Here is a 13,631-nt window from a genome sequence, read left to right on the forward strand (position 1 = left end):
GTCGGACCTGTTGGGCCTGTATCTCCCGTCGGACCGATTGGACCCGTATCTCCTGTCGGACCTGTTGGCCCGGTATCCCCGGTCGGTCCCGTTGGACCCGTATCTCCGGTTGGACCCGTTGGACCTGTTGCTCCGGTTGGACCCGTTGGGCCTGTATCCCCAGTCGGTCCCGTTGCTCCTGTATCTCCAGTTGGACCGGTATCCCCGGTCAGACCCGTTGGACCTGTATCTCCGGTTGGACCAGTTGCTCCCGTTGGACCTGTTGGACCTGTCGGTCCCGTTGCTCCTGTTGGACCTGTTGGACCTGTATCTCCTGTCGGACCAGCCCCGGATAAATCATCCTGTACCACTACCAGGGTTCCTATTAACGGAACTATCTGAGAAAAGAATACGGTAGCAGTGCTGATATTTACAAGAGACACCGTGACAGGTGCCGCAGCCACCTCTATGATGCTGACACCAAATACTTCGCCTGTTTTTATTGGTGAATTTCCTTCCAGTAAATCTCCCTGGGATGAGGAAAGGGCGAAGGATGTCCCATTTGTTGACTGAGATGCCTGAGTCGCCAGCCACCAGTCAATTACATATCTTCCGGCTTCCAGAAAAGTAATTACTCCCGTAACTGGGTTATAAGTGATATTTCCTGATAAATAAACAATTGTATCAAAAAGTACATTTGCACCTGATGCTACACTTGTCGCTGAATTTAGTTCTATTTGAAGAGCATTGTTAGGCATAAATAATCCTCCAATCGTATCAATAAGGCGCTTATAAGAAATACGCCTATAAGTAATGTATGTTAGCAAAAAGTGTTTCGATACAATTTGCCAGTTCCCATTGTATCGTAGAGGAAAGTTATAAATCAAAAGACGGCAGGCACCTCTTTGTGAAGATGGGTGCTGCCGCCTGACATGATATTTAAACACCTTACAGCAAAATGTTTTTTGAAAACTACATCATCTACTTTTACAAAGATATAAGTTAAAGTAAATGATAACTGGTTTTTTAAAAATCAAAAAAGGAGGAAAGTCCTATCCATAATGGATGGCTTTCCTCCTGAACTATTTTATGACATATTAGATACAAAATGGATTTTCTGTCTTATAAAGCATACCCTTTGGCTGGTTAAATCCAATCTCTTCCACACCAAGATATTTAAAGATTTCAAATAAAGCTTTTCCGTAATGTCCGAAAGCAACCGCTCCATGATGTGGGAAATTCTTCTCAATCAGAACATGGCGGTAAAATCTTCCCATTTCCGGTATTGCGAAGATTCCAATGGATCCAAAGGAACGGGTTGCTACAGGAAGCACTTCTCCCTGCGCTACATAGGCACGAAGAATGTTGTCTGCAGTGCTCTGTAAACGGAAGAATGTGATATCTCCTGGAAGAATATCTCCTTCTAACGTTCCCTGTGTTACCTCTTCCGGAAGAGTTCTCGCCATAATCATCTGATACTTCATAGAGCATGAGGAAAGCTTTCTGGAGCAGGTATTTCCGCAGTGGAATCCCATAAATGTATCCTGATGTGTATAATCGTGTTTTCCTTTGATATCACCTTCGTACATATCATCCGGAACCGTATTGTTGATATCAAGAAGCGTTACAGCATCTAAGCTCACGCAGGTACCAATAAACTCACTGAGTGCTCCATAAATATCAACTTCACAGGATACCGGAATGCCCATTCCGGTTAAACGGCTGTTTACGTAGCAGGGTACAAATCCAAACTGAGTCTGGAATGCAGGCCAGCATTTTCCGGCAATTGCAACATATTTGCGATATCCTCTGTGCTGCTCAACCCAGTCCAGTAAAGTCAGCTCATACTGAGCAAGTTTCGGAAGAATATTGGGTTTATTATTTCCTTCGCCCAATTCAGCTTCCATATCTTTTACGACATCAGGAATTCTGGGATCTCCTTCATGTTTATTAAATGCCTCAAATAAATCAAGTTCTGAGTTTTCTTCAATCTCAACACCTAAATTATAAAGCTGCTTAATTGGCGCATTGCAAGCTAAAAAGTTTAATGGACGTGGTCCGAAGCTGATGATCTTTAAGCTGGAAAGACCGACTAAAGATCTTGCGATCGGAAGAAACTCCTCAATCATATCTGCACATTCTTCGGCTGTTCCAACCGGGTATTCCGGAATGTATGCCTTAATGTTTCTCAGCTTTAAGTTATAGCTGGCATTTAGCATTCCGCAGTAGGCATCGCCTCTGCCCTGGGTTAAGCTGTCTCCGCTTTCCTCTGCAGCAGCGATAAACATAACCGGTCCGTCGAAATGCTTTGCAAGAAGGGTTTCGGAAATCTCCGGGCCGAAGTTTCCAAGATAAACAACAAGGGCATTACAGCCTGCATTCTTAACATCCTCTAATGCCTGCACCATATGTATCTCACTTTCCACGATACACACAGGACACTCATAGATATTAGCACCATTATACTTTGTTTCATAAGCTTTGATCAGGGCTTTTCTTCTGTTTACTGACAATGTTTCCGGGAAACAGTCTCTGCTTACCGCAACGATACCTACTTTTAATTCCGGGATATTATACATATTATGACTCCTCCTGTTATCCTAAGGCTTTTATGTCTGCCTCATCATACTATTTGTTCTTTAAATGGAAAGATTCTCTCCTGTAATACCGATATAAGCTTCTTTTGAAAGACCGCCTTCTTTATGACCGATCAGCCATTTGTTTTTAGCAAACAACAGCTTATCTTCCTTGTTCACAGCTTTCTCAAGAGGCGTTAAATCGGTATTCGTCCCCTGGGGGAGAATGACCACACAGCGGAAACCGCTTTCTTCTGTATGGCAGGGTGCATAATGGAGTGTTGTGGCATAAACCTCCACTACTGTGCCTTTGGGAATAAGAAATGCCTCCATATTACCTGAATCATAACTATAATCCGGTGTAATATCCTGCTGTCTGCCAAGGATCAGCACCAGATCAGTGGCAGCAATATTAATTTCGGAATTCCTGTGATACTCTGCTGCGTTTAATTTTTTATTGTGTCCGTTGCAATAACCCACCTGTATCGGCATCTGTCCGTATAGATTGGTCTCCATCTCCCTGCATACAGGAAGTGCTTCCAGTTCCTGTACGGAAGCAACATATGTCACATCGTCCGGGAGTGGAGTTTCCTCCATCTTATTTAAAAGATCACTAATTTCATAACCCGTTACGACCTTTCCATAAGCACCAAAAGCAGGATCTGTTACCGCTTTTATCTCTAACCCCATAATAATCCCTCTCTTTTTCTCTATTCTCCGAATACTGCCAAATAATCCTTTTTAAACTTCTCAATCCCCTGATCAGTTAAAGGATGAGCGGTCATCTGCAGAAGCACCTTATAAGGAACGGTTGCAATATCTGCGCCAGCCTTTGCACAGTCAATTACATGAATAGGGTTGCGCACACTGGCTGCTATGATCTCTGTTTCAATTCCATGAACCTGAAAAATCTCCATAATATCATTGACTAAATCAATACCCGGCATAGAGATATCATCCAGACGTCCGAGAAATGGCGAAACGTAGGCTGCACCTGCTCTTGCAGCCAAAAGTGCCTGAGCAGCAGAAAACACAAGAGTCACATTGGTTTTGATCCCTTCTGCATGCAGAACCTTTACAGCCTTTAATCCCTCTGGAGTCATGGGGATTTTCACTACCATATTAGGGTGGATTGCCGCAATTTCCCTGCCCTCTTCGATCATTTTCTTTGCATCAGTGGTTGTCGCTTTTACTTCTCCGCTTATGGGGCCATCTACAATAGAAGCAATTTCTGCAATTACTTCTTTAAAAATACGCCCTTCCTTTGCGATAAGAGACGGATTTGTGGTTACTCCGCATATAATTCCCATCTCATCTGCCATTCTGATTTCTTCTACATTTGCCGTGTCAATAAAAAAACGCATATTCTAATCCTCCTGCTTTCTGTTAGTAAGTGATTTATAAACCTGCCAGTATCTTATAACTTCCTTTTAAGTCCTCATAAAGCTTTTTGTAGAGCTGGTGATAGTTTATATATATCTGTGCTTTTTCTGTATCAGGTTCTGTGGACTTGTCTTCTGAAATCAGTGCTTCACAGGCTGACTCCACACTCTCATATAATCCACATCCTACTCCGGCAAGAATTGCCACACCTAACGCAGGTCCTTCCGTCTGAGCAACTGTTTTTACGCTGCACTGGTACATATCTGAAAGCATCTGACGCCATACCGGGCTTTTTCCTCCGCCTCCGCATGCCATCATCTGATCTACATGAATTCCCATTTCTTTTAAAATGTCATTGCAGTCATTTAAGGAATAGGAAACACCTTCCATAACGGCACGCAGCATGTGGGCCCGGGTGTGTATGGCAGAAAGTCCGAAAAATACACCTCTGCAGTCCGGATCAAGATGGGGCGTCCTCTCTCCCATCAGATAAGGAAGATATAACAGCCGTCCGCTTCCAGCTTCCACCTTTGCCACTTCTTTATTAATGATGTCATAAACATCAATTTTTTCCCTCTCTGCTTCTTTCACATAATCTTGGCAGAACTGATCCTTAAACCACTTTAAAGAAAGACCTGCTCCCTGGGTAACACCCATAACGTGCCATGTACCGGGTACTGCAGCACAGCAGGTATGAACTCTTCCCTTAGGATCAATGGTCACCTGACTGCTGTGGGCAAATACAACTCCTGAGGTTCCGATTGTTGTAAATGCTGTTCCATCCTTTACAACACCGGTTCCCACAGCCGCAGCTGCGTTATCTCCGGCACCGCCGACTACCTTTGTCCCGTCAGACAGCCCTGTCCTTTCAGCAATCTCAGGAAGAACCGTACCGGTCACTTCACAGGATTCATAAACCTTCCCTAAAAGCGCCGGGTCAATATCCAGCTTTTCAAGTACTTCTTGTGACCAGCATCTTCCGGGCACATCAAGAAGCTGCATTCCGCTGGCATCGGAGACCTCTGTTGCATAGGTCCCTGTAAGAACAAACCGTATGTAATCTTTCGGCAGAAGAATATGTCTGCACCGGCTGTAATTCTCCGGCTCATTCTTCTTTACCCACAGAATCTTTGCTGCTGTCCAACCGGTTAACGGCGGATTTGCCGTGATCTCTATCCAACGCTCTCTGGGCATGATGGAAAGCATATCCTCTACCTCTGCACCAGTTCTCTGATCACACCAGATAATGGAAGGACGAATTACCTCGTTCTTCTCATTAAGCATAACCAGTCCGTGCATCTGGCCCGATAAACCAATTCCTTTTATCTCTTCCTTTGAAACTGCGGATTTTTTTACTACCTGGGAAATCGTCTCCAGAACCGCATCCCGCCAATCCTCAGGTTTTTGCTCCGCCCAGCCGTTACTTGGCTGGTAAAGAGGATACTCTTTGGAAGCAGAAACCACTACCTGTCCTTTTTCATCAAACAGAACGGTCTTCGTCGCCGATGTTCCCACATCGATCCCTATCAGATAATTCATCCTCGTACCTCCTGGTAAAATCTCATACTCTGATTATAATATAAATGCCGTAAAAAAGCGTGCTTTTATTTGTCCAAGTAATAGCACTTTCTTGCCTTTTTTCATTTTTCCATTTTTCTGTTTTCAAAATATACAAAGCGGTCAATGGCATCCAGAATGTCTTTAAACTCCTCTCTGGGGGCCAGATCAATATACTTTCTTAAAATCTCTGCTTCCTGTTTTCTATATGGTCCATAAAAGATATCAAACAGATTATGCCCCCGCATATATATTTTAAATTCCTCCATATGCTCCTTTAGTTCTTCCGGGCTTTCCATGTTCTTACCAACTGCCTCTAAAAACTGTTTTCCGCTCTTTAACCGGTGAAGATACTCGTTCCATTTTTCGAACAGTTTCTGATAAAAGGATTCCTCACTTTCCACAATTCCCAGCTGTTCCATGATCTTCGGATTAAAGAAATAGTTTTCAAACGAATAATATTTTAAAATAAGAACATTTCTTCTGGTCACTTTGGGAAGTCTGTCAATTTCCTCCTTTCCTCTTTCCTCATAATACCGGCACAGCTCTCCCGCCAGTTCCTCCGGATCTCTCCCGTCTCCATCCCTGATCATCAAAAACTGATCCCGCAGATAGACCTGATTCATATACTTTAAATTGGCATAGGTCTTGATATTGGTACAGCTGTTGGTGGTGATTATGGAAATTCTTGATAAGTTACCTCCCTTGTCATAAATTTCTGAATAATACTTCTCAAGCAGCAGGGGCAGTCTGCTCTTGTCCTGCTTTCCTTCCACAATAAATACAAAGCTGACTCCCAAAAGATCAATGGCTCCGTATCCCAGATCGTCAAGAATTACATCAATATCCGTTTTTTCCTTGACCACCGAATACCCCCGGTCAAGAACCACCTGACGGATCTGGCGCCTGGTAAAGTTAGACAGCATGTTCGGCGAATGGGTGGTAAAAATCACCTGATTCTTTTTTGACAGGCGGTAGAGAATTTCACTGGAAGTCTTCTGAAGCTGAGGATGAAGAAAAATCTCCGGATCCTCCACGATGATGATATTGGGAATTTTCTTCCCATCCTCTGTATATGCTTCCAGAAGGGACAACATGTATAAACTTTTCATACCATTGCTTAAATTGCTGATAGGGCTTATTTTCCCCCTTTCTTCGTGATAAGTCTCTGCCGTCACCTGGAACATCTGGTTCGGATCACAGACCAGGGAAAAGCGGATCTCTTCATACCCCCCGTTTTTTCTGTAGTTTTCATTGACTCTGGCAGCAAAATCATTAAGATTGAGTTTATACATCTTATATTCCAGAAGCTTGGCAGTCTCATAGACCGCAAGTTCCTCTGGTTTTTTCTGATTGATCAATCCGATGCACTGGAAACACTGGCTGCACTCTCTGGCGCTGTCAAACATACAGACATGGTCTCTTAACCGTGAAAGCTGGTCATCCTCCTGGAAAAGCAGCAGATCATTTTGAAACTGATTTAGTTCTCTTTGGGAATCAATATAGTACAGTCTTGGCATTACCTCTTTAATATACCGGTTGTTTTTATGATGACCGTCAAAGAACCGGATCTCGCCGTTCCAGCTTGCCTGATAGGTAAATGTTAGTTTCCCTTCCTGGTAAGACGGCAGCTTTGCCTTAAAATCGTGAAGCCAGGTTTCGAACCGTTTATACTGGCTGACAATTCCCTCACGGTGAAACAGTTCTAAATCCTCCTGCGTCATAGCCAGAGTCATAATAATCTCAATTTTCTGTTTCTTCTCATTAAAATCTTCTTTTGTCACATCATAGGCACTGGCAGCAGCCCGTATGGCATCCAGGATTCCAGTTTTGCCTGTATTGTTCTTCCCTACCAGTATCAGAGCATTTTCAATGTCCGTGATCTCCATGTCCTCAATTGACTTAAAATTTTTAATATGAACCGAAATGATCTGCATAAGATTTCTCCTTTATAGAATTCAGTATAAAATGCTGGACGAAAAAATTCAAGTTCCTATTAAAAAATCACACTGCCCATTCCCTTCCCTCATACAATAGATTATATTATTTCCCAGGAGTGATTCCTATGATTGATACCAATCTGGTTCTTACGCCCATGCATTATCTCTATCTCATAGGCGTTCTTACAATTTTAACGGTTATGATATTACGGCGGGATACTCCGTTCGTCTGCATTGCCTTTCTGTTCCTGATTGGCTTTGTGGGACTTGGATCTGTGACCGGCGGCATTATGACAATATTTAAAGCGATTGTGTTTGCAGCAAAAGAATTTATGGAGATTATTGCAACCATTGCGTTAATTACTGCTCTGTCCAAATGCTTAAAGGATTTAGGCAGCGATTACATTATGATGATTCCTATGGCTAAGGTTATGAAATCGCCCACTGCAGCGTGGTGGATTCTGGGCCTTACCATGCTGGTCTTCTCCCTTTTTCTCTGGCCCTCCCCCTCTGTAGCTTTAATTGGTGCCATTGTGCTTCCATTTGCATTAAAAGCCGGGCTGGACCCGCTGGCCGCCGCTATTGCAATGAATCTTTTCGGACACGGCTTTGCCTTAAGCTATGATCTGGTTATCCAGGGTGCTCCCTCCATTTCCGCAGGAGCTGCAGCCATATCCCCCTCGGATATATTAACAAAAGGACGCCCTCTTTTTCTCGTAATGGGCATTGTCACCACAGTTTCTGCATATCTGTTAAACAGGAAACAGATGAAAGCCTGCTGCAGCCAGGTCCGGATACAAAATATAGAAGAACCTCATAAATCAGAATTTTCAGCTATCTTTATGGCACTTCTGACTCCCCTGTTTTTTGCTGCCGATATCATATTGATGCTTGTTTTCGAATTAAAGGGCAGCGATGCTACAAGTCTTGTTTCGGGAACTGCAGTTTTGATTATGTGCATTGGAGCATACTCTGGCTTTGGCATTCATGCTCTGGAAAAGGTCACTATCTATGTAACGGATGGTTTTCTTTTTGCAATACGGATCTTTGCTCCCGTTATCATCATCGGGGCATTTTTCTTTTTAGGAGGAAACGGGATTTCTTCTATTTTAGGAGAACAGTTTCAAAGAGGGATTTTAAATGACTGGGCAATCTGGCTGGCTCAAAATACACCGTTAAACAAATATATGGCTGCGATCCTTCAGATGGCTGCCGGCAGCCTGACTGGTCTTGACGGATCCGGTTTTTCCGGACTTCCGCTTACAGGAGCGCTGGCCGGGACATTAGGCGTAGCTGTGAAAGCTTCCGTACCCGTTCTGGCATCTCTTGGGCAGATTACCGCTATCTATGTGGGCGGAGGAACCATTGTTCCCTGGGGGCTGATACCTGTTGCAGCCATATGCAGCGTCAATCCTCTGGACCTTGCCAGGAAAAATATTCTGCCCGTTTTCCTGGGATTTGCCGCGACGTTCTTTGTCGCCTGTTTTCTCTTATAACCGATTCACCCAAAGGAGGAATCAATATGTGTGGAATTTCCGGATTCTATAACCCAAACCGGGATTACTTAAAAGATGAACCCTATTACAGCCACATACTGGAGGATATGGCTGCCATTCAAAGGCATCGTGGACCAGATGCTTCCGGAACCTGGCTGTTTAGGCATGGAGGGTTGTCTCACGCCCGCTTATCCATCATTGACTTAACAAATGGATGCCAGCCCATGAAAAAAACAGAGTCTGGGAAAACGTTCGGGATTGTATACAATGGCGAAATCTACAATACCAAAGAACTTCGCGATGACCTCATCAGGAAAGGCCGTTCTTTTTCCACTACCTGTGATACGGAAGTCATCCTTACCGGTTATATGGAGTATGGACCCGATTTTGTCAGACAGCTAAACGGTATCTTTGCCTATGCCATACTGGACCCATACAGAAAATGCCTCTGCCTGTGCAGGGACCGTTCCGGTGTAAAACCTTTGTTTTATACCATCCGGGATGAGGAAATTCTTTTCGCCTCTGAGCTGAAGGGGATTTTTGCTTATCCTGGATTCCGGCCTCTCCTGAATAAAGAAGGGCTGAATGAAGTGTTTTCTATCGGTCCTGCCCGCACTCCCGGCTGCGGAGTATTTAAAGACGTGAAGGAACTGCTTCCCGGACACATGCTTCTTTGCTCAGGAGATGGTTTTCAGCTAAAATCATACTGGAAGCTTGAAAGCCATCCCCATGAGGACAGCTATGAGGAAACAGTTGAAAAAACGGCATTCTTAGTTACCGACTCCATCCGGCGGCAAATGGTTTCCGATGTGCCCATCTGTACCTTCCTGTCCGGAGGTGTGGATTCCAGCATTGTCTCTGCAGTCTGTGCTGCAGAGTTAAAAAAACAGGGCAGGCGGCTGAATACGTTTTCCTTTGATTTTGTAAACAATGATAAGTATTTCAAAGCCAGTGCATTCCAGCCGTCGCAGGACCGTCCTTTCGTAGATCGTATGGTCGAATATCTGGACTCCGACCACCACTATCTGGAGTGTGATAATCTGACTCAGGCTGACCGCCTCTATGACTCGGTCATGGCTCATGATCTTCCGGCCATGGGAGATATCGATTCCTCCATGCTGCATTTCTGTTCCATGGTGAAGCCTTATAATAAAGTAACCTTAACCGGCGAATGTGCAGATGAGATCTTCGGCGGCTATCCCTGGTTTCACAAAGAGGACTGTTTCAAAGCCCATTCGTTCCCCTGGACTATGGATTTACAGCCCCGCAAAGCATTGCTTAAGGATGATTTTTTACAATATCTGAACATGGATCAGTACGTAAAAGAGACCTATGAAAAATCAGTTGCAGAGACACCTGTATTATTGGAAGACAGTCCGACAGAGGCCAGACGGCGGGAGATTTCCTATCTGAACCTGCGATGGTTTATGCAGACTCTTTTAAACCGCATGGACCGTGACAGCATGTATTCAGGACTGGAAGCCAGAGTTCCCTTTGCCGATCATCGGATTATTGAGTATGTGTGGAATGTTCCCTGGGATATGAAAACAAGAGACGGAGTCGTAAAGAGTCTTCTCCGGCAGGCAGGAAAAGGTCTTCTTCCAGATGAGATTCTTTTCCGAAAAAAATCCCCATATCCCAAAACCTACGATACCAATTATGAAGCGCTTCTGATTACCAGAGTCAGGGAAATGATGTCTGACCACAAAGCACCGGTGATGGAATTTCTGGATAAAAACAAGCTGGAACATTTCCTTTCCCGGCCTTCGGATTACGGTAAACCCTGGTACGGGCAGCTGATGGCAGGCCCACAGATGCTTGCCTATCTTCTTCAGATAAATTACTGGCTTGAGATCTACTCCATAGGGATTGTATAAATTCTGTTAATATTTCGTAAGCATAGAAAGAAAACCGTAAGGGAAAGAAACTGGTTATATATGTTAGAATAAAAGTGGCAGCAACAAACTAAACGCAAGGAGTTAACATGAAAAAATACAGTATTGGAGAAGTCTCCCTTCGGTTAGGTTTGAGCCGCGATACACTCCGGTTCTATGAAAAGAAAGGTATCATACAGCCAGACAAAGAGGATAATGGTTACCGAAGTTATACCTACGAAGACATCAGCAGGCTGTTAGACATTATGTATTACCGCAGACTTAATTTCAGTCTGGAAGACATTGAGCGGTTTCTTTATAAAAGTTCCCTTCATTCAAGCCGCTCCATGATTCAGGAAAAGATTACAGAAGAAAAAGAACAGCTGGAACTTCACCGGCAGTCACTGATGCATCTAAATCAATTGAAGACCAATTATGACAATGTGAAGCAAGGTCTCAACCGATACCAGATCGGTAAGATGCTCTCCCATTACAAAATCGAGGACAATGAAGAGGTCAACGACCTGGGAATCCCTGACTTATGCGCTCCATTTCAGGAGTATGAGATAAAAGAGAAGCATGTGAAACGCAAGAAAGACTTTTTTCTTCTTTCAGAAGAAACAGCTTCTGCTATGCGGATGAATTCTGATCTTAAAAAGTTCCCGATTCTTAAATGGGAAACCTGTGTTTACACTGTCATTGATTCCGATTCCCTGATTCCGGATGAAGAGAAGATACTGGCGGCTGTTAACTGGGGAAAGAAACAGGGCTATTCTTTGACCGGCACCGCTTACTGCGGTCCAGTCACAGGATACGCTCCTAAACCAAAAAAGGAAGACGAAACAGAAGAAGATCCAGTGAAAACCATACATTATCTGGAGCTTTATCTTCCTGTTTCCACATAAATCCTGAAAAAAGTCCCGATCGGCAGTTAATAGCCTGATCGGGACTTTTTTTATGAATGTATTGATATTTTAAATGGAGAGGCAGGCAGTCCTGCTTCATTGTACAAAAGGCCCTTCTTTGGAGCATTGGACCAGCCGTACCGGATAATAACCGGCTGCTTTACCTGGCTGCTGTGTATCATAACCACATGATCCTTAATCTCTCCGGTTACGGGATAAAAGAGTCCGTCCGCACCTGCGGCCTCAAACTCTTCCAGCCCAGTTCCATCATGAACAACCAGGCCTTTTTTATCTGCTGTATCAAATACCAGCTTTACCCACTCCCCTGACACTTCAAAGTCAGACAGCCGGGGACCGCAATAAACCACAGGCTCTCCAAATATCATGCTTCTTACAGCCAGGGACATGCGGTACGCAACTTCCTGTTTATTAAGAGGATGGAGATCATTGTCTTCTCCTGCATCCAGATTTACCGTAACTGCAACATTTTCTAATCCGCCGGCTTTTCTCTGCGCTTCCCGGATCTTTGGCCATGCATCATTCCTGTTATCCAAATCAATGGAAAAGTTGGGAAGCTGCGCGATTACAAACGGCAGATGTTCTGTCTCCCACTTCTTTCGCCAAAGCAGTATCATCTGCTGCAGCCGTTCCTCATAGGAATCCGGCCTTGCATCGTTACTTTCCCCCTGGTACCATAAAACCCCTCTGATCTGATAACGAAAACAGGGAGCCAGCATTCCATTATAAAGTCCTGTGGGCTTTTGGGACATTAAGTCCACCAGGGGAGCAGGTTCGCACCTCACACTGCTCTGGTATTCCCACGTTCCGTCTAAGGTAATTACTTCATCTTCCACAAATAAAGCATACACCTTTCCAGGAGTAACTCTGCCTGTTCCATGCTCACAGACCAGACGGATACAGATCTCATTCTCCCCTGCCTGTAACACGCCTTCTGGTATGCTATATTTCCGCGGAGGATACTGATATCCGGTTTCTCCGACCAGAACACCGTTTACATAGGTTCTGTCGCTGTCCACCATGGTTCCCAGCCAGAGTCTTGCTTTTTTACCTTTCAGCCGGTCAGGAATTACGATCCGTTTCTTAAACCAGATCACACCGTTAAAATCAGAGAGACCAAAATCCTCTAAAAAGGCAGGAAGTGTTACTTCTTTCCACTGACCATTGTTCCAATCCATGCCTTTTTCTATGTCTCTGATTCTGTTATACCAGTCCTCATGTGCCTTATTCTGCTCTTCAATTTTTTTACTGAAACGCATTTCATCACGGCATTGTTCCAGTTCTTCCTTCATGTCGGGATACATGCCGATCTCTTCTTCGCCCATCCAGGCTTCCACGCAGGATCCCCCAAGGCTTACATTAATAAGACCAATGGGAACGTTCCGGTTCTTGCGCATAAAAGTTCCAAAGAAATAAGAAACAGCTGAAAATTCTCCGATTGTCTCAGGTGCACATTCCTTCCAGCAGCCCTCCCTGTGATCCTTCAGCGGAGTCTGAAATTCATAGTTTTCCTTTACTTTATACAGCCTGAGCTGCGGATCTTTTTGCTTTTCAAATTCAGTAGGATATCTGTCCTTAACACGGTTCATGGGCAGTTCCATATTGGACTGCCCACTGCATAGGAACACTTCCCCCAGATAAACATCTGACAGCCAAATCACCTCACCGGATTCACTGGATATCTCCATCTGAAAGGGTCCGCCCGGTAAAAGCCTGGAAAAATAAGCTTCCCAGTTTCCCAAAGCATCTGCCCTGCAGGTAATCTCCTGGTCTAAAAGCCGTAGAGTTACCGTTTCCTGAGCAGCAGCAGATCCCCAGACTCTTGTTTTCTCTCCCGTCTGCAGGACACAGCCAGAGCTGATCAGTTTAGGAAGTACAAGCCTTTTTACCTTGTTTTGCATAT

General features: G+C 44.3%; 9 protein-coding genes and 1 pseudogene. 3 read left to right on the forward strand and 7 right to left on the reverse strand.

What is annotated here, in order from left to right:
• The 6 genes and pseudogenes from RZO55_RS01485 to RZO55_RS01510 all read right to left on the reverse strand — a co-directional run.
• A pseudogene (locus RZO55_RS01485) lies at positions 1-737 on the reverse strand (hypothetical protein); the annotation flags it as partial.
• Positions 738-1,076: 339 nt separating this feature from the next.
• Positions 1,077-2,558 carry an L-fucose/L-arabinose isomerase family protein gene (locus RZO55_RS01490; RefSeq protein ID WP_318062536.1) on the reverse strand — a complete coding sequence of 494 codons (1,482 nt, stop codon included), beginning with the start codon at positions 2,556-2,558 and terminating at the stop codon, positions 1,077-1,079.
• Between the two features lie 60 nt (positions 2,559-2,618).
• Positions 2,619-3,245, reverse strand: a complete 627-nt coding sequence (locus tag RZO55_RS01495; RefSeq protein ID WP_318062537.1) for a DUF4867 family protein — start codon at positions 3,243-3,245, stop codon at positions 2,619-2,621.
• A gap of 20 nt (positions 3,246-3,265) precedes the next feature.
• Complete coding sequence (gene fsa, locus RZO55_RS01500) at positions 3,266-3,919, reverse strand: fructose-6-phosphate aldolase (RefSeq protein WP_318062538.1); 654 nt, start codon at positions 3,917-3,919, stop codon at positions 3,266-3,268.
• 34 nt (positions 3,920-3,953) lie between these two features.
• Positions 3,954-5,477 (reverse strand): xylulokinase, encoded by a 1,524-nt coding sequence (gene xylB / locus RZO55_RS01505; RefSeq protein WP_318062539.1) that lies wholly within the window; start codon positions 5,475-5,477, stop codon positions 3,954-3,956.
• 101 nt (positions 5,478-5,578) lie between these two features.
• Positions 5,579-7,432, reverse strand: a complete 1,854-nt coding sequence (locus tag RZO55_RS01510) for an ATP-dependent nuclease (RefSeq protein WP_318062540.1) — start codon at positions 7,430-7,432, stop codon at positions 5,579-5,581.
• Between the two features lie 128 nt (positions 7,433-7,560).
• On the opposite strand from RZO55_RS01510, the gene RZO55_RS01515 reads away from it, so the two are divergent.
• The 3 genes from RZO55_RS01515 (at position 7,561) to RZO55_RS01525 (ending at position 11,710) form a co-directional block, all read left to right on the forward strand.
• Positions 7,561-8,931 (forward strand): citrate transporter, encoded by a 1,371-nt coding sequence (locus RZO55_RS01515; protein ID WP_318062541.1) that lies wholly within the window; start codon positions 7,561-7,563, stop codon positions 8,929-8,931.
• A 26-nt stretch (positions 8,932-8,957) separates the two neighbouring features.
• On the forward strand, positions 8,958-10,808 hold the full coding sequence (asnB, locus tag RZO55_RS01520; RefSeq protein WP_318062542.1) for an asparagine synthase (glutamine-hydrolyzing): 1,851 nt from the start codon (positions 8,958-8,960) through the stop codon (positions 10,806-10,808).
• A gap of 107 nt (positions 10,809-10,915) precedes the next feature.
• Complete coding sequence (locus RZO55_RS01525; protein ID WP_318062543.1) at positions 10,916-11,710, forward strand: MerR family transcriptional regulator; 795 nt, start codon at positions 10,916-10,918, stop codon at positions 11,708-11,710.
• A gap of 50 nt (positions 11,711-11,760) precedes the next feature.
• Here the strand turns inward: RZO55_RS01525 and RZO55_RS01530 are convergent, their stop codons facing one another.
• Complete coding sequence (locus tag RZO55_RS01530) at positions 11,761-13,629, reverse strand: sialate O-acetylesterase (RefSeq protein ID WP_318062544.1); 1,869 nt, start codon at positions 13,627-13,629, stop codon at positions 11,761-11,763.
• Between the last annotated feature and the right edge of the window lie 2 nt (positions 13,630-13,631).

It is taken from the genome of Clostridium boliviensis (assembly GCF_033342255.1).
Classification (GTDB): Bacteria; Bacillota; Clostridia; order Lachnospirales; family Lachnospiraceae; genus Lacrimispora; species Lacrimispora boliviensis.